This is a genomic window from Paenibacillus sp. 8b26, from assembly GCF_050626875.1.
Taxonomy (GTDB): domain Bacteria; phylum Bacillota; class Bacilli; order Paenibacillales; family Paenibacillaceae; genus Paenibacillus.
Window position 1 is genome coordinate 5,095,471 of sequence record NZ_CP192445.1, and the last position, 22,609, is coordinate 5,118,079.

29 protein-coding genes and 1 pseudogene are annotated in these 22,609 nt (G+C 37.7%); 26 read left to right on the forward strand and 4 right to left on the reverse strand.

What is annotated here, in order from left to right; translation table 11 throughout:
* The first annotated feature begins 44 nt into the window (after positions 1-44).
* From ACQ4MX_RS23685 to ACQ4MX_RS23710, 6 genes are all read left to right on the forward strand, one after another.
* A complete protein-coding gene (locus tag ACQ4MX_RS23685) occupies positions 45-248 on the forward strand; it encodes a helix-turn-helix domain-containing protein (RefSeq protein WP_354453954.1) in 204 nt (67 codons plus the stop codon).
* A gap of 203 nt (positions 249-451) precedes the next feature.
* A complete protein-coding gene (locus tag ACQ4MX_RS23690; protein WP_431087663.1) occupies positions 452-1,075 on the forward strand; it encodes a hypothetical protein in 624 nt (207 codons plus the stop codon).
* 277 nt (positions 1,076-1,352) lie between these two features.
* On the forward strand, positions 1,353-1,964 hold the full coding sequence (locus ACQ4MX_RS23695) for a hypothetical protein (protein WP_431087664.1): 612 nt from the start codon (positions 1,353-1,355) through the stop codon (positions 1,962-1,964).
* A 142-nt stretch (positions 1,965-2,106) separates the two neighbouring features.
* Positions 2,107-2,619: a hypothetical protein gene (locus tag ACQ4MX_RS23700; protein ID WP_013372327.1), complete on the forward strand. Its 513-nt coding sequence runs from the start codon at positions 2,107-2,109 to the stop codon at positions 2,617-2,619.
* A 653-nt stretch (positions 2,620-3,272) separates the two neighbouring features.
* Entirely contained in the window at positions 3,273-3,926 is a 654-nt protein-coding gene (locus tag ACQ4MX_RS23705; RefSeq protein ID WP_431087665.1) for a hypothetical protein, read from the forward strand.
* 137 nt (positions 3,927-4,063) lie between these two features.
* Entirely contained in the window at positions 4,064-4,315 is a 252-nt protein-coding gene (locus ACQ4MX_RS23710) for a hypothetical protein (protein WP_431087667.1), read from the forward strand.
* 1 nt (position 4,316) lies between these two features.
* Here the strand turns inward: ACQ4MX_RS23710 and ACQ4MX_RS23715 are convergent.
* A protein-coding gene (locus ACQ4MX_RS23715) for an IS3 family transposase (RefSeq protein ID WP_431087668.1) occupies positions 4,317-5,434 on the reverse strand; the annotation gives its coding sequence in 2 pieces (ribosomal slippage) (positions 4,317-5,188 and positions 5,188-5,434; 1,119 coding nt in all).
* Between the two features lie 131 nt (positions 5,435-5,565).
* On the opposite strand from ACQ4MX_RS23715, the gene ACQ4MX_RS23720 reads away from it, so the two are divergent.
* The 14 genes from ACQ4MX_RS23720 (at position 5,566) to ACQ4MX_RS23785 (ending at position 15,958) form a co-directional block, all read left to right on the forward strand.
* Positions 5,566-5,730, forward strand: coding sequence for an HNH endonuclease (locus ACQ4MX_RS23720; protein ID WP_431091398.1), 165 nt, complete (start codon positions 5,566-5,568; stop codon positions 5,728-5,730).
* A 158-nt stretch (positions 5,731-5,888) separates the two neighbouring features.
* The gene (locus ACQ4MX_RS23725; RefSeq protein ID WP_145329953.1) at positions 5,889-6,203 is read left to right on the forward strand and encodes a hypothetical protein; all 315 of its coding nucleotides are present in this window, start codon (positions 5,889-5,891) and stop codon (positions 6,201-6,203) included.
* A gap of 152 nt (positions 6,204-6,355) precedes the next feature.
* The gene (locus ACQ4MX_RS23730; protein ID WP_222822104.1) at positions 6,356-6,727 is read left to right on the forward strand and encodes a hypothetical protein; all 372 of its coding nucleotides are present in this window, start codon (positions 6,356-6,358) and stop codon (positions 6,725-6,727) included.
* A gap of 229 nt (positions 6,728-6,956) precedes the next feature.
* Entirely contained in the window at positions 6,957-7,712 is a 756-nt protein-coding gene (locus ACQ4MX_RS23735) for a hypothetical protein (protein WP_431087670.1), read from the forward strand.
* 177 nt (positions 7,713-7,889) lie between these two features.
* Complete coding sequence (locus ACQ4MX_RS23740) at positions 7,890-8,693, forward strand: hypothetical protein (RefSeq protein ID WP_431087671.1); 804 nt, start codon at positions 7,890-7,892, stop codon at positions 8,691-8,693.
* 222 nt (positions 8,694-8,915) lie between these two features.
* Positions 8,916-9,713 (forward strand): hypothetical protein, encoded by a 798-nt coding sequence (locus tag ACQ4MX_RS23745; protein WP_431087673.1) that lies wholly within the window; start codon positions 8,916-8,918, stop codon positions 9,711-9,713.
* Between the two features lie 173 nt (positions 9,714-9,886).
* A complete protein-coding gene (locus ACQ4MX_RS23750; RefSeq protein WP_431087674.1) occupies positions 9,887-10,465 on the forward strand; it encodes a hypothetical protein in 579 nt (192 codons plus the stop codon).
* Between the two features lie 174 nt (positions 10,466-10,639).
* Positions 10,640-11,212, forward strand: coding sequence for a hypothetical protein (locus tag ACQ4MX_RS23755; RefSeq protein ID WP_179033034.1), 573 nt, complete (start codon positions 10,640-10,642; stop codon positions 11,210-11,212).
* 743 nt (positions 11,213-11,955) lie between these two features.
* Positions 11,956-12,552, forward strand: a complete 597-nt coding sequence (locus ACQ4MX_RS23760; protein WP_431087675.1) for a hypothetical protein — start codon at positions 11,956-11,958, stop codon at positions 12,550-12,552.
* A 271-nt stretch (positions 12,553-12,823) separates the two neighbouring features.
* Positions 12,824-13,609 carry a phosphotransferase gene (locus ACQ4MX_RS23765; RefSeq protein ID WP_014282629.1) on the forward strand — a complete coding sequence of 262 codons (786 nt, stop codon included), beginning with the start codon at positions 12,824-12,826 and terminating at the stop codon, positions 13,607-13,609.
* Positions 13,610-13,875: 266 nt separating this feature from the next.
* Positions 13,876-14,118, forward strand: a complete 243-nt coding sequence (locus ACQ4MX_RS23770) for a hypothetical protein (protein ID WP_014282628.1) — start codon at positions 13,876-13,878, stop codon at positions 14,116-14,118.
* Entirely contained in the window at positions 14,119-14,493 is a 375-nt protein-coding gene (locus ACQ4MX_RS23775) for a retropepsin-like aspartic protease (RefSeq protein WP_431087677.1), read from the forward strand.
* A gap of 187 nt (positions 14,494-14,680) precedes the next feature.
* Entirely contained in the window at positions 14,681-15,367 is a 687-nt protein-coding gene (locus tag ACQ4MX_RS23780) for a hypothetical protein (RefSeq protein WP_431087678.1), read from the forward strand.
* A gap of 195 nt (positions 15,368-15,562) precedes the next feature.
* Complete coding sequence (locus ACQ4MX_RS23785) at positions 15,563-15,958, forward strand: hypothetical protein (protein WP_431087679.1); 396 nt, start codon at positions 15,563-15,565, stop codon at positions 15,956-15,958.
* Between the two features lie 364 nt (positions 15,959-16,322).
* Here the strand turns inward: ACQ4MX_RS23785 and ACQ4MX_RS23790 are convergent, their stop codons facing one another.
* Complete coding sequence (locus ACQ4MX_RS23790; protein WP_431087680.1) at positions 16,323-17,072, reverse strand: SDR family oxidoreductase; 750 nt, start codon at positions 17,070-17,072, stop codon at positions 16,323-16,325.
* A 241-nt stretch (positions 17,073-17,313) separates the two neighbouring features.
* Here ACQ4MX_RS23790 and ACQ4MX_RS23795 point away from each other — a divergent pair, with 241 nt between their 5' ends.
* The 6 genes and pseudogenes from ACQ4MX_RS23795 (at position 17,314) to ACQ4MX_RS23820 (ending at position 21,295) form a co-directional block, all read left to right on the forward strand.
* Entirely contained in the window at positions 17,314-17,883 is a 570-nt protein-coding gene (locus ACQ4MX_RS23795; protein WP_431087681.1) for a TetR/AcrR family transcriptional regulator, read from the forward strand.
* Positions 17,884-18,063: 180 nt separating this feature from the next.
* Entirely contained in the window at positions 18,064-18,513 is a 450-nt protein-coding gene (locus ACQ4MX_RS23800; RefSeq protein WP_014282621.1) for a GNAT family N-acetyltransferase, read from the forward strand.
* A gap of 201 nt (positions 18,514-18,714) precedes the next feature.
* Positions 18,715-19,128 (forward strand): GNAT family N-acetyltransferase, encoded by a 414-nt coding sequence (locus ACQ4MX_RS23805; RefSeq protein WP_431087682.1) that lies wholly within the window; start codon positions 18,715-18,717, stop codon positions 19,126-19,128.
* A gap of 248 nt (positions 19,129-19,376) precedes the next feature.
* On the forward strand, positions 19,377-20,483 hold the full coding sequence (locus ACQ4MX_RS23810; RefSeq protein ID WP_431087684.1) for a DUF3626 domain-containing protein: 1,107 nt from the start codon (positions 19,377-19,379) through the stop codon (positions 20,481-20,483).
* A 268-nt stretch (positions 20,484-20,751) separates the two neighbouring features.
* A pseudogene (locus ACQ4MX_RS23815) lies at positions 20,752-20,946 on the forward strand (GNAT family N-acetyltransferase); the annotation flags it as partial.
* Positions 20,918-21,295, forward strand: coding sequence for a DUF6547 family protein (locus tag ACQ4MX_RS23820; RefSeq protein ID WP_431091399.1), 378 nt, complete (start codon positions 20,918-20,920; stop codon positions 21,293-21,295). The pseudogene ACQ4MX_RS23815 and the gene ACQ4MX_RS23820, both read left to right, overlap by 29 nt.
* Before the next feature lie 7 nt (positions 21,296-21,302).
* Here the strand turns inward: ACQ4MX_RS23820 and ACQ4MX_RS23825 are convergent, their stop codons facing one another.
* Both ACQ4MX_RS23825 and ACQ4MX_RS23830 read right to left on the reverse strand, forming a co-directional pair.
* On the reverse strand, positions 21,303-21,500 hold the full coding sequence (locus ACQ4MX_RS23825) for a hypothetical protein (RefSeq protein ID WP_431087686.1): 198 nt from the start codon (positions 21,498-21,500) through the stop codon (positions 21,303-21,305).
* A 254-nt stretch (positions 21,501-21,754) separates the two neighbouring features.
* The gene (locus ACQ4MX_RS23830; RefSeq protein WP_431087687.1) at positions 21,755-22,603 is read right to left on the reverse strand and encodes a sulfurtransferase; all 849 of its coding nucleotides are present in this window, start codon (positions 22,601-22,603) and stop codon (positions 21,755-21,757) included.
* Positions 22,604-22,609 lie beyond the last annotated feature (6 nt).

A 22,609-nucleotide genomic window follows, 5' to 3' on the forward strand; every position in this document is an offset into this window, starting at 1 on the left:
TATAATTAAAGAAAAATTCACTTGATGTGTGAAAGGAATATCAGATGATTAGTTATAAACCTTTTCAAAAATTATTGATCGACAGGGAGATTAAGAAGCAGGATTTATTGAAAATGACAGGTATCTCGTCTGCTACAATGGCGAAACTCAATACAAACGAATATGTGTCATTAGAAGTGATTGATAAATTATGTGCGGCTTTAGGTTGTCAGCCAGGAGATTTATTGGAACATATAGCAAAACAATGACAGATTAGAATCAAGAATGAATGTTGGTTAACCGAAGAAGTGATTCCATCGTATAACATAATATTCAAGCAGCGGCTCCATTGGAGCCTTGGTCTGCGAGAAGGATTTCAGGGAAGCATTTCAGCAGACAACCCCTTCGGGGTTCATGAATACAGGAACGTTAGGTGAAATATGACTAAAAAAAACAAAAAGGAGCCAAAACAATGAGTGAATTTACTTCAGGAAGCTTATCCCTATTGAAATATAAAGAAGCAATTCTTGATTATGACCCTATGTACATGAAGGATTTAAATGACAAATGGTTTGTTTTCATAACCAAAGATACAGGAGTAAGTGAAGAAATTCCGGTAAGTCTATTTCAAATTTCGGAAAAAATCCCAGTTTTATATTTTTATAATTTTGAAGATCATTGTTGGGGATATCGTGTAGTTTACAATTCACAAGAGATAGCAAGTCTTCATATATCATATGAGTTAGTAGATACTATGATTATGAAACTTGCAGAAGAAAGATATCCAGAAGAAGATCACGTTGAATTTTTATATATCGATCCTAGAGGGGAGAAAATCAGAAATGAATTAATTGAAGAAGTTCAAAGATCTAATGAATACAATGAGAAGATTGTAAAACAGTTTACAAATTGCAATCTAGAAACATTTAGACTTTTTGAACTAGATAATGAACGAATAAAACAATTAGACAATATTTTGAATAATAATTACTATACACAACTGGAATCTAAGCATCAATTAGTAGAAGGATTTAAAGAATTATTAAACATTCAAGAGATGAGTTGGATACGAGCGGATAGAATTAATGAAGAATAGAAGGTGACAGTAGTTCTACGAAGAGTCATACACACCTAACACAGTATCTAACGCTGCGTCGCGGACGCTCCTTGGTCTGCCCGAGGATCTTCGAAGAAGCGAATCAAGCAGACAACCTGCACCACCTAGCCGCGCCGCGGCCAGTCGCTAACGCTCCTTTAAGGTGGTGAGGATTCGTAGATACAAGAACGTTAGGCGAAAGAATCAAATAGATATTACCGATTGACATTAAAAGATGAAATATAAAGAGAAAGTGGATTTATAAGGAGTGCACTTAATGAATGTTGAATCAGTTATAGGAAAAGTTATTAATACAAAATTCACATTAGAAAAGGATCATTCTAAGATAACGAACAATCTAAATTGGACTTATACTGATGTATTGTATTCTTTTCAAGGAGTATATGTGATAGGACTCAATATTTTTTATAAAGACGAATTTGTATGCTGCGGAAAACAAATTAAACCTAAAAAATATGCAAATAATCGACAGATCGCATATAGCCATAAATATATTAAAGAAAACTACCATGAGTTCGATAAATTGAATAAACTTCCAGAATTACTAAAGTTCATAGATGTATATTCTGATTTAGGTAATATCATACCAATATGGCCTGGAGGAAATAGTCACAGAGGAATGAGTCAATGTTATGATATTCCAGATATCTATTTTAATAAAAAAGAAATAAAAGAGCACGCTAGTTATTTTTATAATGACTTTCTAAGTGATAAGAACTTTTTTTTAGATGATGTCTTGAGCGGTGAATTTAGCAAATTTGAAATTGGGGATTATCTTAAATTTAGCAAAGAGGATTATATAAAATTTCTAAATCATATTGTTAGAATAATAAAGATGAGAAGTGAACAACTAAAGCAATATATATAATGATTACTTCGCCTAACAATATATTCAAGCTGCGGACATTCGTCCTGGGTCCGGCATTCGCCGGACACCCAGCATGCGCTGGGTCGTGAATACAAGAACGTTATATGACAGTGAGTAGAATAACTCTTGAGGAGTGTTTCATATGATGACAAACAATGATTATAAATTACAAGTGGAGAAGGAACTGGGGAAAGAGTTAAAAGAAATAATGTATGAGTATTGTGTTGAGAAAGATCTTATCCCAGCTGAAATCAGTAGCATACTTAATGTACCTAAAAATACCATAATCCAGTGGAGAAATCAGTTTCGATTTGGTCCACAGCAACGCGCTGCGGATTCATCAAGATTAATACGTCAAAAAGGTATTAATGATTATAAAAATGAACTTCAAAATATTGACTTTAATAGAGAATTTGATTTTAAGGAACATTCGCTAAGCGGGTTCAAAGAATTAATTGAAAGATTTCTTGAATTAGAGAAGTACCGTAGAACAATAATAAACTCAAATGCCCTGGCAGATATGTCGGTTATGATAAGAATAGAAAGTTTGAATGAGATGCTAGGTTATCTCAATGACTATGAAGAAAATCAGCTTTATAAGAGATATGAGCAAGAGATTCAAAACTTAGAAATGTATAAAGATCTTTATAGATAGTAGTTTCAATTCACCGTCGTATAACATAATATTCACGCATCGGGCATATGCCCTCGGTCCAGCAGGGGAATTTCGGGGAAGTAGAAGCAACTGGACACACTCGGCATTCGCCGAGCGTCCTGAATACAAGAACGTTATATGCAACCTGAAAGGCAGGGAAAACATAGAGGAAGAATAAATGTGTAAGCGCCGGGTGCCATTTCGGTGCTTTTTGTTTAAGGCAAAGGGAAAAAGACATTTAAGAAATAGGAGAGAAGAAAGGTTAAAACCAGAGGATCAACAAGCCCAAGATTCGATCTAGGAAACAGGAAGCACGAAGACACTTCGGGCAAGGCAAATGGAGAAGAAGTAAGGATAGAAAAGAGATTTTAAAAAAAGAACAAAAGATAGGAAAACATAGAGAAGTGCTAAAAAAGAGGTTGTGAAAAGACAGAGAGAAAGCATAAAATTAAGGAAGGAAAAGATCGAATAAGATTAAGAGAATCTGGAAAGATACAGGCAGCATATAACATAATATTCACGCATCGGGCATACGCCCTCGGTCCGGCAGGGGGATTTCAGGGAAGAAGAGGCAGCCGGACACACCTGGCATTCGCCAGGCGTCGTGAATACGGGAACGTTATATGAAATCCTAAAAAATGAGAGGAACAGAAATGACAACACAATTTAATTTTAATAAATTGAATAACATTTATGCAGAGGCTATCGCATCGGATGATAAAACATTAATCTTTGAAACCCAAGTTGGAAAAGGAAGATTCTTATTTATGATGTTTTTATCAGATGAAGACAAAGATTCAAAAGACAAATTATTTATATATCTGAGAAACACCAACCTTATAAAGCCTGTAAAGGTATATGGTAACCATAGTAAAGGTCAGTTTGAAGTATATATAAAAGATGAATTGAAAGAAGTTCTGATAAAGGAATTACAGCTAAATTCAAGTTCAGGTTCTTTTGATTTTAAGAACTTTCTTGAACAGCTTAATAGTAGCATTCCTCAAAGCATAAATCGTGACAACAAAATTACTGAATTAAGAAAAAATAGAAGCATAATAAGCGAGTTAAAAGTAGTAGATGAAGCTGATAAAACAGTGTTAAAGCACGAAGTGAAACTTCCTGAAAACAAAAAGCCTCAAGATAAAACTTTAAGAAAATTATATGTTTATACTGATGGAGCTGTTGAAGATATAGCCGAGTTAATTCAACTGCTCAAGAAATTTAATATGACTGTGGCATGGACAACAAAAGACAAAGAAAATAACACTTCAAGTGTAAAAGCATTGTTGGGTAAACTAAACAACTAAACGGACTTCATATAACATAATATTCACGCTGCGAGCATACGCCCTGGGTCCGGCATTCGCCGGCCACCCAGCCTACGCTGGGTCGTGAATACAGAAACGTTAGCTGAAATTCAAAAAAAGTATTGAAGGTGAACATCATGGAAGATGGAGTAAAGAAGAGAAATCCTGCTTGGACTAAGGACGAGTTAATTTTAGCTTTGAATCTCTATTTCAAATATAAACCTAGTGCAATAAATAAAAATCATCCTGAAGTGATAAAACTAAGTGAACAATTAAATGTACTTTCGGCCAATATACAAAAAGTTGATACTCAAAAGTTTAGAAATCCTAATGGTGTATACATGAAGTTATGTAACTTTCTAAGATATGATCTGGATTGTCAACAGTAAATCAAACAACTTTTTTAAGGGCTGCATGACGATACTGAATAGGCGTCATATAGCCTAAAGTTCCATGAATTCGATGTTTGTTAAACCAGTTGACGTAATCGTATAATTCCAGTTCCAAATGACGAAGGCTCTGGAAGTTCATCTGATGAATGAACTCTGTTTTCATGATTTTATAGGTGGCTTCGGCGACGGCGTTGTCATATGGACAGCCTTTCATGCTGAGTGAACGGCCAATATCAAACGTCTTCAAAAGCTCATCCATCTTTTGATTTTTAAACTCACTGCCACGGTCGGTATGAAACCACTGAATTTGACGTAAATCACCTTGTACCGTTGCAAAAGCGCGGGAAATCAGAGAAGCATCCTTGTTTGGACCTGCACTATGGCCAATGATCTCTCGATTGAACAAATCGACCAGCACACAAATGTAATGCCATCGGTTCTGGACCTTCACATAAGTCAGATCGCTGACGACGAAGCGTTTGGCTTCCTCCTGGACGAACTCACGATCCAGAACATTTGCCGTAACGGCTTCATTACATGCCGTTTTATGGGGCTTATATTGCGCCACGGTGTACGTGGAAACCAGTCCTTGTTCTTGCATGATTCGACCGATTCTACGTCTGGAAACAACCATGCCGCGTTCTAGAAGTTTGACTTTGAGTTTTCGAGTGCCATAGGCTCTTCGATTCTTGTGGAAAATATCCACAACGGCTTCCACTAGATCATTGTCGTTTGTCTGTTCCCTGGCTTCGTGATAGAACGTGCTTCTTGCGAGTTGCAGGACGTCACACATTGCTGATACCGAGTATTTATCCCGATTATTCTGGATGATAGCTACTTTCGTCCCATGATCAGCGCGGCTTGCTTTAAAATGTCGACCTCCATTTTAAGGCGCTCATTTTCTTTGCGTAATGCGAGAAGTTCGTTTTCTTCGGGTGAACGGTTGTCCTTCTCCTTGAAGGAGCCCGTTGTCTGAGCTTGTTTAATCCAGCGATCTAGAGCCGATGCGGTGAGGCCATATTCCTCCACCAAATCTGCTCTGGGCTTCCCATTCTCGTATAATTGCACCATTTGCTTCTTGAAATCTGCTGTAAACGTACGTCGTTGTTTCGGCATTGTAGAGATCCGCTCCTTAGGATGATAGGTTTATTCTACAAGCCCTCATTTTTATTGTCCAACTTAGTGTAGCCAATCCAGTATGCGGATTTGACTTCTATAAGTGTTATGGCGAGATTGGAAAGGGCTATATAGAATGTCATCACGATGTACCTCTTTCATATTATGGAGATCAAATTAAAGGTACCAGATTTTCTGATTTAAAACTTATATGTTCGAATTGTCATAAAATTCTTCACAGAAGAAGACCTTGGATGAAAGTCAATGAATTACGAGAGCTACTCAGGAAGAGTTGAACTTCAGCTAACATAATATCCAAGCTGCGGCTCCTAACGAAGCCTTGGTCTGCCAGATGGATTTCGAAGAGGAATTTCAGCAGACAACCCCTGCCGGGGTTCGTGAATATAACAACGTTAGCTGAAATTACTAGGTTACAAAGAGAGGTAAAAACATTGTGAAAGAACTGAATTTAAGACCAAGGCTATTAAGATGGCATTTCGATGATGAGGTTGAAACTGATAATCCAGAAGAATGGAATTGGATAGAAATCACGATGCATTTCACGGATGGTTCCAAAAGATGGAGCATTTTATATACACCAGAACGATTGCTAAATAACTTGTCTAGGCCAAACATAGATCCACCAGGTCTTCATATGCAACAGCTTATTGTAGTTAGAAGCTACGAAGTTAGTGATATTGACAGAGTGTTAAGAGTTTTCGATGAGGAAGATGAATTGATAGAAGCCTCAATGAAATATCCAGAGTGATTCGAAGAAGTCAGCAACATCATCTAACATTATATCCACGCATCGGGCATACGCCCTCGGTCCGGCATTCGCCGGACACCCCAGCATTCGCTGGGGTCGTGAATACAGGAACGTTATGTGTAATTATTGAAAAGATCATGGAGGGGAAATCTATGAAAAAGAAAGAATATAAAGATAGATTAATTGAATTACTTAATGAAGGAATTGAAGAACTAACAACAGACCAAGTAATCCACAAAACGAAATTATTGATTTTTGAATATGAGAAAAAACAAGCGTATAGTACAGAAAATAAGGGGAAACCTTGGACAGATGAAGAGTTAAGAGTAGTATTATCATTTGCACCAACCAAAGAAAACATACTGAAGTTGGCCAAAGGATTTAAACGTAGCTACGGGAGTATTGAACAAATTTTTAGATGGGCTGTAACCACTGATGAAGAGATTATAAATAAGGGAAGAGAAGATGATAGTTTTATAAAACAGATTAGAAGATTGTATAAAGAGATGGGTTGGAAGGCGTAAACTAAAATGTCAATCAATGGAGTGATAACTACACATAACATAATATTCAAGCTGCGGCTCCTGATGGAGCCTAGGTCTGCAAGAAGGATTTCGGAGAGGGATTTCAGCAGACAACCCCTTTGGGGTTCATGAATACAGGAACGTTAAGTGAAATTGGCAGGAAGATATAAGCTGAGAGATCTATAGCTTAATAAAGAAGACATTATTGTATTGAGTAGAGGAGCATCTGATGGAAAACATTATATATCTTTCGAAAACAATTTTTGATTGGGACTATTATTCACAATGGGCTACTATTTTACCAGATGATAAATGGGAACGACCTTATGAAATGTGGGAATACTCAAGAGCTTTAGTAGATAACGCAACAACAGAATTTGAATTAGGAGATGGAATTGCTAATTTAAAAAGAGCACTAAATCATAGACTACAGTTGATAGAACGTTCTTATAATCTTAGAAGTATTCATCCTTCATGGAGAAACAAAGGATACTTAGAGATTCTCGAAGATTTTGGATTAGTAAGACCATATTTGATGAAAAGCTTACTTACTATTCGAAATGACATTGAGCATAATGATGCAGAGCCACCCGAAAAAGAAAGATGTAAGGAATTTGTTGATATAGTATGGTACTTCTTAAAATCTACTGATCCACTTGTACAAGTGCTTAAATCTTCAAATGCCTATGACTTATTTGACGAAGAAGGATATGAAACTCACTATGGATTTAACTTTGAACTAGACTATAAGGATTTAAATTCGATAGAGATTTCTGGTTGGTTCTATGATGAGTTAATTTTAAATGAACCAGGGGAAGGGTTCTTTGCTGTTGAGTTTAATAGTTTGCACACCAAAAAGAACTGGGAGGGCAGCCGGTATCACAACGAGAAATTAGAGTCTGATAAGTGGCTTAATGGAAAGATATTAAATTTGGATTCAGAAACTAAAAAAATTATTGTTTCGCAAGTATTATCGGCATTTTAATAAATCTCATTATTAATAAAAAGATTCAATGACTCAAAAAATGATCAACATCACTTAACATAATATTCACGCTGCGGACATACGTCCTTGGTCCGGCAAGAGCCGGACACACTTGGCATTCGCCAAGTGTCGTGAATACAGGAACGTTAAGCGAAATTATTCTTAAGGAGAAAATCTATGAAAAGAAAAAAGAAAAAGAAGGTTAAAGATACGAAATTTTTAGAAGGACGAATTCATGAAGGTAATTTCTTAGGAGCTGTTATTGACAATGCAAACAATCAAATTCGTGTGTATTCAAATGATATGTTACAAAAGAGAATTCAAAGAGATTCTTACAGAATAGGAAAATCCTTCGACAAATTATGCAATGATGAATTGTCTCAAATGGGAGAATTATTTAGTAAAGCAACCTATTTAATTAGTAATGGTTTCTTTAGGGCGAATCAAAAAGAAGACGAAATGAAAGTAACATGTAGTAAATTATTAATGAACGCTTCTAGTACAATTCAAGCATCTGTTGAATTGCTACGAACTGGGTACACATTACAACCATGTATGCTGCTTCGATCTGTAATTGAAACTATAAGTACGATTGCTTATTTTCTAATGGAATCAGATGCTCATCAGGTTTATTTAGATGATAAACTTGATGTGAACAAGACTATTAAATATGGTAAGCAATTAATACCTAATTTGGGGTATTTGCAGGGTGTATTAAGTAATCATTTTGTACATATTAGTTCACTGCATTCTGATCTTCATGGAATTACAAAACATACAGAAATCACACAACCACTTAAAATTAACTTGAATATGATCAAGGTTTGCATATGGTGTTTATTTGTGACGAGCGAAGTTACTTTTTATGATTATTTTGATGATCATATTTATTGGACTAAAATCTCTGATTATGAATATAAGTTTGAACAAAGTGATGAAGAAAAGAAATGGATGCGTGAGTTTATCAAGGAAGAAGAATAACCTCGCCTAACATCGCATTCAACGCTGCGGGCCGGGACGAGCCCGGCCCTTGGTCTGCCAGAGGCATTTCGGGGGAGTAAATCAGGCAGACACATCCCACCGCCTAACTACCGCAAGCGGCAGCCGGTTCCTTCGGAACCTTAAGGCGCTGGGACGTCGTGAATATAGGAACGTTATGAGAAAGTCTGAATTCTTTATTAATTGAATAAAAGGGTTGAAATAATGTACAAGGACATTAAAGACTTAATTGAGTTATTGGCATCAGGGAGCACTACTGTTTTAGCTATCATCATTGCTTTTGTTGGTTTTTGGATATTTAAAGAAGTGAGAACTAGATATATAAGAGATATGGACTTTGGGGTCACCAGAATTGACCAAATTCTCAAGGCATACGGTGAAATAGAGTATAGTATAAAGAAATATTTGAAAAATAGAGCAAATGAAGACCTCCAAAATACCGTTTTAGAAAAAATCAGCTTATCGTATGCATATTTTTCAAGAGAACTGTATAAAAAAGCAGCAAAATATATGACAGACTTAAAAGAAGAGGATTTAGAGGTTTTTTTAATGGAATTAAATAAGGAAGTGGATGAACTTAACTATGAACAGAATAAGAGAATAGATATTCAGAAAAAAGAATTGATAATTTATTATTTGAACATACTGAAACACTTTGGAATCCCTATAATAGTAACTGTTATGACATTACTGATACTTTTGGTGTCAGTAATGTTAGTTTTTGCCCTGGGCGACTCTCAGATTACAGTGCGTTCTAAAGTGTGGTTAATTTCAATCTGTTGTGCAGTAAGTTTTTATTTCCTTTATTTAAATATTTTAGTGGATCTTTGGATCGAAAAAAGATTTAAAAATTCTGTAGTAAACTGGATTAGTGTAGTAGCGATGATTCTATTAGTCGGAATATCAGCTTTTTCTCCTTATTTAACTGTAATCTATACAGTAGGATTGGTATATTTTATGTTTGCAAAGCTAACAAAGATGGTTGACAGAAGTATCACATAAATTTAAAAATAACGACCTTCTCATAACATAATATTCAAACTGAGGCTCCTTCGGAGTCTTGGTCTGCAAGATGGATTTCGGAGAGGCATTTCAGCAGACAACCCCTGACGGGGTTCATGAATACAGAAACGTTATGTGAAATATATTTTTTAAGCTGAGGTGAAATTAAGTATATGGTTAGTAATTCAAGTAAAAATAAAAAGCAAATGATACCAGCATTAATCATCTTATTGATTCTGGTCTGTTTAGCTTGGCTTGTAATTAAGTGGTTCATTTCAATATTTAGTGCTGTTCCGAAAGAGGTTGCTGCACCTCTAATAGCGGCATCTGCCACAATAATTGTTTCAGTTCTATCAATAGTTATTGCAAAATACTATGAGAAGAAAAGGACTATTGAATTGGAGCATAGAAATAAAAAGATTCCTATGTACGAAGAGTTTGTAGAGTTTTTATTTAAACTCTTGATGAATGAAAAAATTGAGGGACATCCTATGACAGAACAAGAAACGATAAAGTTCATGAGTGGATTTACTCAAAAGTTGCTTGTTTGGGGTTCAGATGATGTCATAGATCAGTGGTCTAAATATAGAAGTATGTTTATAAAGGAAGAAAACGTAGATACAGCTAAAACAATGTTCCAGATGGAGGAACTACTAATTGCAATTAGAAAGGACACTGGTCATAAAATTAAGAAGTACAACAAAGGGGATATCCTAAAACTTTTTATTAATGATATTGATAAATATCTTTGAGTACAAATGTACATCACATAACATAATATTCACGCATCGGGCATACGCCCTTGGTCCGGCAGAGGTATTTCGAGGGAAGCAGAAGTAGCCGGACACACCTAGCATTCGCCAGGCGTCGTAAATACGAGAACGTTATGCGTAATTATTGCAATTAATATAATGGGGGAGAATCTCATGGATTGGTTAACATTCTTTTCAAAGATAATAGATTCAATGGCTTGGCCACTTTCTGTTGTTCTACTGATCTTTTTTCTTAGAAAACAACTCGTTGAACTTTTACCAGGGCTAAAAAACCTAAGATATAAAGATTTTGAATTAATTTTTGAGAGAAAGATTGAGGAAATTGACAACAAAATTGAGAAAGCTCAACTTCCAAATCCAGAAAGTAAGAAACCTATTAATGAAGTACCCTCAGAATATGAAGAGAAATACAAACACCTAAATGAAATTAATATTAATTCTCCAAGAGCGGCAATAATTGAATCATGGCTACTGGTTGAAGAAGAATTAAACAGACTGTCTAAGAGCTATTTTGACGATTCAATAAATAGAACACCACTAATGATAATTAAACAGCTGATGAAAAAGAATGTCGTATCAAAAGAGTTATTAGAAATTATTGACCAGTTAAGACAATTAAGAAACGAGGCAGTTCATGCACCACGCCTTAACCCAAGTGTCTATATTACAAAGGAGTATATAAATAATGTTTTTAGAGTGGTAGAGGCATTAAAGGAAATTAAATAAACATTGTAAGTTTGTCAGGAAAGTAATAACTACGCATAACAGCATATTCACGCTTCGGGCCATTCGGCCCTTGGTCCGGCAGAAGTTAGAGGTGAATTCGGAGGGGCATTTCAGCAGCAGTGAAGATTAATCAGCCGGGCACACCCGCACACCTTACCGCATCGCGGCCGTCCTTCGGGACTTAAGGTGGTAGGGCATCATGAATACAAGAACGTTATAGGAAATAGAAGCAAAGATCCGATTCAAAAATACAATTCAAAAGAAAATCTGGAAACGGATCGTTTATCTATTGAATTTCTTTTTAATTTTCTTCATCTCAGTTTCAGTAATCTGTTCACTTGTTTTTGAATCAAAAAAATCAGACTTAAATACTTCTAAATCTTGTGTATAAACGGCTAAGCGAATATAAATATTAGGATTATTGTAATCTTCCTCTTCAGGTAGCCACCCTACTGAAGACGTATTAGGTAAAACATTTCGGTTAACAAACCGGTTTTAAAATCATGAGAGTAATTCAATGATGGCTTCTACTTCCTATAACATTATATCCACGATTCGAAGCCTTGCGGCTCCTTGTTCCGCCCGAAGGGGAATGGCAGGGAAGTAGTATCAGGCGGCCACATCCGCACTGACTAACCGCATCGCGGCCACTCCCGTTGGTCGCTTAAGTGGGTGGGACGTCGTAAATACAGAAACGTTAATTGAAATTACTGCAAGATAAATAAAAGTAAGGGGAATCAACAGTGCCTTACACTAGACCAGTAATAATTGAACCATATTATGATAAGCCTGAATGGATTACCAACGAAGTTACTCGAGAAGAAATTATCTCCCTTTCTCCTCAATCAAGTGAGCAAGATGTTGAATTATTTTTGATTCTTCTATTTGGTTACAATCATATCAATATAGAACAATCATTTTGTTTGTCTTTCAATGAATTACTGCAGCAAGAAGAAGTCGCTATTTCAGGAGGTATCGCTTTCTTTGAAGACGAGAGTAAATATATATTACCAAGTTGTTGCTGTGGGTTAGAGGATTTTTCTAATGTTATTTATTCTATTTCAAATAAACAAAGCCCATGGATGGGACATGATCCTACCCCAGGTATTACATATATCGGTGATCAAGCATATGTTTGGCCAGATGATCAAGAAACACTCGATAGTAATGTTTATTTCCCTATACAATATTCATATAAAGAACTAATAGACAGTCTAGATAAAACACGAAAAGAAATACAGGGATTTATTGAGGGCCCATTATATAAATGGATTAACAAGAGAGACAAAGAGATTGCTGGCGCTATGAGAGATCGGATGAAACAATGGATTATGAAATAAGAAAGTTACGGGAGTATTTCGAAGAAGACGGGAACTCCAGTTAATATTGTATCTACGCTGCGGGCTTTGCACTTGGTTCATCAGAAGTTGTACGCGAAGAAGCTGAATCAGTGAACAATCCTGCGTGGCTAAGTCCGTTGGACCCAGTCGCGTTGCTCCCTTAAGCCTCTCGGGTTCGTAGATACAAGAACGTTATCTGAAAGATTGTCCCCAAACACATGTATGAGTAGTCCAAGCGCAACGTCCTGTTGCTCGAAGAGAGGAAAAAACCATGAAAATCGGCGAATTACTTGGTATTGGTAACACTGCAAGAGTTTATCGATGGGGAAAGACTGAAGTAATAAAGATATTTTATGATCAAAGTTCTGCGATTAATGAAGCGAAAAATGCAGAAATAATAAATAACTTAAAGTTGAGATCGCCTAATTATTCTGGACTAGTAGAATATGAAGGCAAGATAGGTATCGTTTATGAGAGAATAGATGGCCCCACGATGTTGTGGTATATCGAACCAACGGAACGGAGCATATCTTATAATGCTAATCTGATGGCAAATCTTCAGTATGAGATTCATAATGTTGAGAATAAGATTTTTCCAAATCTTAAGCCGGAAATAACTAATAAAATTAATAATTCACAAGAGATATCAAATCATGAGAAGCAAATTATTATAGATATGTTGAATTCATTACCTGATGGAAATACGATATGTCATTATGATTTTCATCCAGATAACATTATTATTTCACCCAATGGTCCAATAATTATTGATTGGTTGAATCTATTAGTAGGTAACCAAGAAGCAGATGTTACTAGAACTTCAATGATGATTCAATCACGTTCGCTGCCGCCTAATGTTCCAAGTTGGTTGATGAATAGAGAATTTCGAGAGTTATTTAATAAGGAATATTTAACCGAGTATATTAAGCTCACTGATATGAATGACGGATTTCTTGAGCGATGGATGATCCCAACTTTAGCAGCACGAATTGATGAAATGCAAGGCGAATATAGGCAAGAGATTAAAGATAAATTACAAATAAGATTAAAGAAATAGTATGAGTCGACGTCCTGTCTCTATTCGAAGAAGTGGTGCCAATTCCTCAGATAACAACGTTTTCACGCTGAGGTACTCACGTCCCTTGGTCTGCCAGATGGTTTTCGAAGAAGAGAACTTAAGCAGACAACCCTGCAAGGCTAAGTGGCGGAGCCACCCAGTCGCTACGCTTCTTTAAGCCTCTCGGATTCGCGAACACTGAAACGTGAAAGCTATTAGACTAAATAAATGATATAATACAACCAAAAACGTTTGGAGGGATTAACGTGAAGTGGCAAGAAGTACAACAAATCTTTCCGAATCAATTTGTGAAGTTCGAAATTCTTCATTCTGAAGAGAAAGATAATCAAGAATTCATAGATGATGTTGCTGTAATTGGCCCCGTGAGTGATGAAGAAGCAACAAAAGAATTATTGAATAGCAAAGATAAGACCTTGATTTATCATACTTCTAAGGATCGGGTTATTGTGAAAGTTCGGAAGAATGTTGGCTTAAGGAGATATCTATAAATGAAAATTGAATATAGAGATGGATTGTTATTTACTGAAATAACGATTCATTATAATGGGCAGAAGAAAGTAATAAATAATGTAGTTATTGATACAGGAGCAAGTCATACGTTGATTACACAAGACGAAGTAGATGATATTGGAATTCGAGTTGGCTTAGAAGATGATATTATAACAAGTTATGGAATCGGAGGTAAAGAACACGCGTTTACCAAAACGATAGAAGGGATACAGGTAGGAGAATATATCTTAAGGGATACCCCAATAGACTTTACTTCATTTAGATTTCATAATATTAACGGATTATTAGGGTTAGATATATTAATAAAGGGCAAATTCAATGTTGATCTAGAGCACTCTGAACTCCTACGTTAATGAAGCTGGCAGTTTTTAGTGGGTGTTTCAGGGAAGGATAGAACTTCACTTAACATCATATTCAAGCATCGTCTCCTGACGGAGTCTGGGTCTGCGAGATGGATTTCGGAGAGGCATTTCAGCAGACAACCCCTTCGGGGTTCGTGAATACAGAAACGTTATCAGAAAGACTATGAGGAGGGAAATAATGAAGCTATTTCATGGAGAACAAGTCTTAATTAAAGAAAACAATCTCTTACAGCCACAAATACATACTCCTCTTGGAATAATTGAATTTTCACTCACAGTCTCTGATAACTTCTATCATCCAGAACAAAGTTATAAACTCAAAAATGGTGGGTCATTATATAAATATTATTATGATTCATTTGATTGTGAGCTAGTTGTCTGTAGACCCAAGCTCAATCTCGCTTTACATCTGACAGTAGAAGAGTGTTGGGGAGCAGTATTTAGAATAAAGCCTTATACGAACACTCAGATAAGTACGTGCAGCTTTTCTGCTTCTTGGAAAGAGGGTTACAGTTGGACAGATTATGGATCTAATACTGGGGAAGATCTTGAAGCTGTCGAATACGAGAATCAGGTATACCGTTTACACTTGGGAACACAAGACGGGGATATGTTAATGGCAAGAAGAAATCAAGGAGATATGATTCCTAAATCGCTATGTTTGAACTCTGACTTTGAAAAGTACGGTTTTATCTTAAATTCTGATAAAGGCATTAAAATTCCTATGACACTAATTGATTCTAATGAGATATGCCAAGTACATTTTTTAATTGCTTGGAATAAGAATATCGAAGAGGATGTTTCAACGTGGTTGGCTGTGGACCAGTTCTCAAATGAAATATTAAAGGGAGAAGAAATTTTGTAAATATCCTCAAAATTGTCATAGTCCATCTGATAACATAGTATCACGCATCGGGCATACGCCCTCGGCCCGGCAGAAGGATTTCGGAAAAGGAGATAGCTGCAGGACACCCCAGCATTCGCTGGGGTCGTGAATACAGAACCGTTAGATGAAAGCACCCAAATAAATAAAACCGTCTAAAAAGGATGAAAAGAAAAAATGATAAAATCTATTAGTATTGATGAATGGAATGGGACCACATTCAATGAAGAAATAGTTGTGAATCCTACATGGGCAGACACTTTAAGTTTTTTAAGAAAACTCGATGGAGATAAATTTACATTAGTTTTTTTTGAGGTATCAGATACAGATTCAGATTCAGCATTAGTTGGAGGCGGACCGGAATATTTCATAGTGACTATTACAATTGATGGTAAAATATATACTCTTATGAACGATAAACAGGGAAACAGTGAGATTCTTCTGGTTGCTGGTGGTCAATTAGGCAATTATTGCGATAACATTTGTATAGAATTAATTCCCATGCTTGAAGTAATAAATTATTATTATGAAACTGGAAAACTACTCGAAACACATAAATGGAAACAAGAATAATAAATACTTTGAATGCAACTTTAAGAAATGAGTGACATCATCTAACATCGCATTCAACGCAGGGGGCCGGAACAAGCCCGATCCTTGGTCCAAAAGAGGCATTGGGAGGAGCGAATTCACCGGACATATTCCCGGCTAAGTGGCAGAGCCATCCGGCACTACGTGCCTTAAGCAGCTTGAACATCGTGAATGCGGAAACGTTATGTGAAATCAACGGAATTATTTAAGGGACAAACATTGGCGTGACCGCTTGGAGCTTTTTCTTATTCCACGAGTAAGTTACAATAAAATGAGCATGAAGTAGACGGAGCTGAGTGTCTACTTCATGTTCGCCTAAATTTTTGAAAATTAAATTACAGATGGATCAATGAATCTTTGGAGGTTTAGAATTCATCGTATCGTTAAGCTGAGTCACAAAAACACCTTCGTTCGGGCCAGGGTTATTTCGAAACATTTTCGCTTCTTCCACCAGAACTTCGTCTGTATCCGTGCCAAGTAACTTTACTGTTGCATCAATGAATGAAGCAAGTGGCATCGCACGCGGTTCATCGTTGTTGCTTTGAACCCATGGGGGCACAATTTCTATTACTTTTACCGATGTGTCTTTAAGCATGTACCTTTGGGACAGCGTATAGGTATGAAGCGCTGCTTTCGTCGCGGAGTATACAGCAGTTGTCGCTAATGGTACAAATCCAAGTATTGAAGTCGTGTTGATGACAACCGCTTCTTCTTTGGACTTCAAATGCTCGATAAATGCAGAAGTCAACCGAATGGGACCTAGCAAGTTTGTAGTGACAGTCGAAATCAAAACATCCTCATCGACCACGCCCGCCGTGTCATCGGACTGTATGATGCCGGCGTTGTTAATCAAGACATTAAAATCCGGGTATTCTTTGATTAACTGCTTGGCGGCCGCCTCTATGCTGGCAGGGTCTTGTACATTCAATTCCACTGCGGACATGCCGGGATTCGCTTTGATCGTCTCCTCCAGACGCTCTTTACGTCGACCGGAGATAATAACTTTGTTTCCAAGATTGTGGAGAGCTTCTGCTAACGCACGTCCAATTCCCGAACCGCCGCCTGTAATAAAAATCGTGTTTCCTGTAAGTTTCAATTTTTAAACCCTCCTAATTCAATGTGATTTAAATCATTCCAAAGATTGTAAAACAATAGCTTTCATGATTACAGCTCCTCTAAAATTGAACATATGTTGAATCGTCAACATAAATTTTATAAAGTAAATGTATCAGAGCGATACATGGGGTTCAATGGCTAAAACAAGCTTGGTTGTTGATTTTTCAACAGAGGGCTTCGAAGTGTTCATTTTTTCGGATGGTATAAAGGGGGAGAAGGATATGGACAGGCGTATTCAAAAATCGAGGCAAGCCATTATTGATGCTTTTATGAGGCTGATGTCAGAAAAGGAATTCGAGAGAATTGCGATCAATCAAATTGCGGAGGAAGCGAATGTCAATCGCGGAACGGTTTATTTGCATTTCGCTGACAAGTACGATCTGCGCGATCAATGCATGGAAGCTCAAATTAACGAGTTACTACGCAATTGTATGTCTGAAGATAACTTCTTTCATCTCCCTTCCAAAACCGCACTACTGCGCACGTTTGAATATTTGGAGCAGCATGCTTCATTCTACTCTATAATGCTGACGAACAAGGGAAGTACGGTTTTTCGAAACCAAATAGAGACAATGTTCCGGCAAAGTCTGTGCGAGCATCTAGATTCGATCAACCTCGATCAGGAAATGAACAGGGACATTACGGTGCAATTTTTAATTTCAGCGGCAGTGGGGGTATTGGAATGGTGGATTACCCGTTCGATTCCATACCCGGCATCGGTCATGGTTGAACAATTTTGGAATTTGCTGAACCGTGGTGTCGAGGGACACGAACGAACATCGTCCATTTGAGTCTCTAATTTAGAGGCTTTTTTGAGGCTGGCACCAAGCAGCGTCTCCAATGGAGCCTAGGTCTCGAGTTGGATTTCTGAAGAGGAATTTCAGCAGACGACCCCTTTGGGTTCATGAATACAAGAAGGTTAGACGAAACCTGTGCAAGGAAAATATAAAAAGACAATGGAGGTATGTTTGGTGCTGACATTAGAAAAAGCTAGAAAAAATGATGCACAAAAACTTGCTGAAATACAAAAGGCCAGTTTTGAGGATGAGTCAAAGCATTTTAATAATAATGAAACCGTTGGGCCAATAGGATATGACTCCATAAGTTGGCAAGAAGAGATGATGCAAAATTGCGAATATTTCAAGGTTCTCTTTAATGGAGAAATAATCGGGGGAGCTATGATATTTGTAGAATGTAATCAAGTGCATAATCTAGGAAGAATCTTTATTGATCCCAATCTTAAAAATCAAGGATTCGGAACGAAGGTGATGGAGAAAATTGAAGGTAAATTTCCAGACAGCACTGAATGGTGGCTGGATACTCCTAGCTGGAGTGTCAAGAATCATCACTTCTATTCAAAGTGTGGGTTTACTAAGGTTAGAGAAGAAGGTGACTTATACATTTTTAAAAAGACTTTATAAACTTGTTGTTGTAGCTTAATCAGAGATGGCACAATTATCGTATAACATAATATTCAAGCAGCTGCACCAACTAAGCGCATGGCGCCCAGCCTGACGGCCTTAAGTCGATAAGGATTCGTGAATGTACAAACGTTATGAGACACCAGTGCTAAGTGTTACCAAGAAGATATTCAATGAAAAGAGTGAAAGGGAGGATTTACAGTGAAGATTGATTTTGCAATTGAATCAGATTATGAGTATATCTCGTTAAGAGACAGGCACATACATAAGACACTGATAAGACCAAAAATAAAAGAAAATGAAGTTCTAATAATCAGAGAATCCAATCAAGAAATAGGTTGGATGAGATACGGATTTTTTTGGGACAACACACCATTTATGAATATGATATGGATAGATGAGGAGTATAGGGGAACAGGTATTGGTAAAAAAGTTGTCCACTATTGGGAAGAATTGATGAAACAAAAAGGATTTGAAATGGTCATGACCTCAACACAGTCAAATGAAGGAGCTCAACATTTTTATAGGAAGCTTGGATATAGAGATGCTGGATGTTTAATGCTTGAGAACGAACCTCTGGAAATAATACTGACAAAGGAGTTGAACAAAAATTAACGTTGAGTAAATCAAGGAAGGCACGGACATCTGATAACATAATATTCAAGCTGCGGCTCTTAACGGAGCCTTTGGTCTGCGGGAAGGATTTCGAAGAAGAATTTCAGCAGACAACCCCTTCGGGGTTCATGAATACAGAAGCGTTATCGGAAATCAATGCAATTCAAAGTCTATTCAAAAACTATATTAAAACAATACTATGATAGAGTAGATTGGGATCTCAATTTTAGAAAAGGTTGGTGTTTCTTGTGTCGAACAACAGACAATTTACAAGATCTCAAAATGCAGCAATTGAATACATAAATAATTGCGCAAGATCCCAAAAAAAAGGAGCTCAAGCATCACTCAAAGAAATTTTTCAGTTATCAAATATTCCTTGGAATACCTTTGAAGAAGCAGTTCATAAGCTTAGATCCTATGCAAGGGTGGCATTGCATTTTCATCCTGATCGTCCGGTTGTAGATATGAAAAGTGTGGCTCAATCATTATTTGAGCAAGGGATCTATAAAAGTCAGTTCGAGACTCTCATATCCAATGGTAGCGTATCGGCTTACCTAGGTGGTGCACGGGATCTTTGGGAGAAAAAACTATTTGGCGGAGCTTATCAGTTGGAGGGTGTAACCAACTGCGAACGGCCAAAGTACGGGGCTCTTGATTTGTTGTTGCATCCGGATGGGCCGTCTCCACGATTCGGATCTTGTTATTTTCTTTTAAAACCGAATGCTTCACGCCGCTGTACATTCACTTACGGTGGCTCTCAAGATAATCCGAAGGAAAAGGGTACATATGAGGAATTAGACGATATTTTATCTGCGCTTTTTACGGATGCTTTCTTTCGGGATTATGCTATTGGAGAAAAAGATCTTACAACTAGAAAATTGATAAAGCAGCTATTGTATAATCTGGAACGTCCGTTAAAGGATCCGTCAAAACTGCCCCCACATCGGAATCTTAACCATTTTATCGAAACTCAAGTTCATGGAGATATATTTCTTGAAGATGATGTGGAAATTTTAGTTGCTGATCCATCGTTCAAAGGAACAGATATAGGGAATTACTTAGAGCAAATCAGCATCCAATATTCCATTAAACTATTTTGGCATATGGGGTTTACAATGCGTTCAGAGGAAGTGCCATCTGATTTTAGGGGTCCAACCATGGCCTCATTAGCCGAGCGAATTGCAAGGAATGGTAACATCGACGCAAGTGTGATCGGGAATGCTGTCAACGATTTGAAACGCAATCCTGATCTTTGGTCTGAGCGGGGGAACTATGAAGAAGTGCTTCAGGAATTAAAATACATGTGGCATGTACTCGTTCGATATGGTAAATCGTTTGATGATCGGAGCAACTGATTTTAACCAGATACAGTGGTTGACTCAGTGAAGGCATTGAATTTTGATAACAAAGACTTCAGGCTGCGTGGATTCCGCCCCCTTGGTCGTCAGATGTATAATCAAGTAGCTCAGATAACACACGACCCGGCCTAAGATAGGAGCTTGCTTTTTAAGGACGGGTCACCTCGTGAATTCAACGAACGTTATATGAAATTGCTGTAAATCTATATAAAAGGATATTGGAAAGAATCTATTAAGAGAGTCTATAACATAGTCTATAACATAGGCTGATTCGATTGGTATACAAAAAATGGTATTGAACGTGTTAGAGACAAATGAGAAGGCAATAGAACTATATAAAAAGCAAGGATTTGAAATTGAAGGAGTATTAAAACATGATAAGTTGCTTGCTGATGGTAGACTATACAGCACAATTGTAATGAGTAGATTTAATAGAAAAGGAAAACTTACAAAATTATAAAGATCTTGTTGATGGATTAGTAGAAATAAGACCTACTGTCTTATCTGATTGGGTATTAGCTTCAGGTTGGCCAAAGACAGAAGAAAATCAGAAATTCAATAGATTTATTAACACCTTAACTTTAGATCAAAAACATATACTTGCCGAAATCGTTCAACAATCTAGAGATAGTGGAATACATGATGTCTTAGTTTACTTTTCAGAAGAAATGAATATGAACGGAATGAAAATAATAAAAAATGATGTTGAAATAACTAAAGAACTATTCGATACAGAAATGTATTTTGACTGGGTTTGTAGAAGAAAGGGAGATCCATGGCCTGATTCGAAGAAGTTAAGCTTTGTATAACAGCATATTAACGCATCGGAGCCTTGCGGCTACTCGGTTCACGAGGAGTGATCGGCAGGGAAGTTGAATCAGCAGACACATCCGCACCGACTAACCGCATCGCGACCGGAGGCGCAGCCTTAAGTCGGTCAGCAGACCAATTGCCATTTTCATTGAAGTCCCTGTTGCTAAGAGAAATGTTGGGCGGCAAAGTATATATCTGCACGCCACACACGGCTTCCAGAATCGCGTAACAGGTGACCTCCTGTAGCGGTTTTGAAGACTCTTGCTGGATATTATACAGTGATGACGCCCATGGACCAATTGTCAGAACGTAGAAAAAAGTCAGCTTGGAGTTCTGCAGAAAGTTGCCTCACTCAGCTCAAGTTGACTTTTGAACAGAGCAAATACACTGCCGTAAGCTAATCGCTTAGGACAGTTTATTTGTCTTTAGAATCTGTATATCCGTTGAAAACTTTTTTATTCCTCCCCGGTCGCTACCGGATTGTCCTCATAGCTGATCCAGTCGCTCCAGCTTCCCGGATATAAACACACCTTACTAAATCCAGCTTCATTCAGGGCCAGTACATTGGGACAGGCGGATACGCCAGAACCGCAATAAACAATAATTTCTGCATTCCGGTCAAGGTCGGCAAAGTGCTCTTGCAACTGTTCCGCATTTTTAAAGCTACCCTTTTCGTCCAATACCTCTTTCCAAAAGTAATTCACCGCACCTGGGATATGGCCCGCTGCCTGATCTATGGGTTCTTCCAGTCCGAGGTAGCGAGGACGTTCTCGCGAATCAATCAATGTATAAGAGCCGACGGAAAGCGTATCTTTGGATACACGTTGCACCTCTTGCATACTTGTGAGCATTTGCGGCTGTACATTCGGCGTGAACGTACTTGGAATGCGAATCGGCTGGTCTGCCGTAACGGGGAACTTCGCTTCCTTCCAAGCGCTGTAGCCTTCTTCCAGCACATATACCTGCTCATGCCCGAGATAGCGCAGGAGCCACCAGAAGCGGGAAGCCATCATACCGCCTTGGTCATCATAAGCGACGACACGCGAAGCAGCATTGATTCCGGCACGACTCAGACGTGCGGCAAGTGTATCCACATCAGGTAATGGATGGCGACCCCCATGCTCACCAAGAGGAGCGGTAAGGTCTTCTTCCAAATCGAAGTGAACCGCCCCTGGTATATGGTCTTCATTAAATTGAGTCCGTCCAGCCCCGGCTTGTCCGAGCAGGGAACGGCAGTCGGCAATGATCATGTCCGGCTCATACAATCGTGCCAGCAGCCAGCGTTTGGATACGATGGATTTCATAGAGGA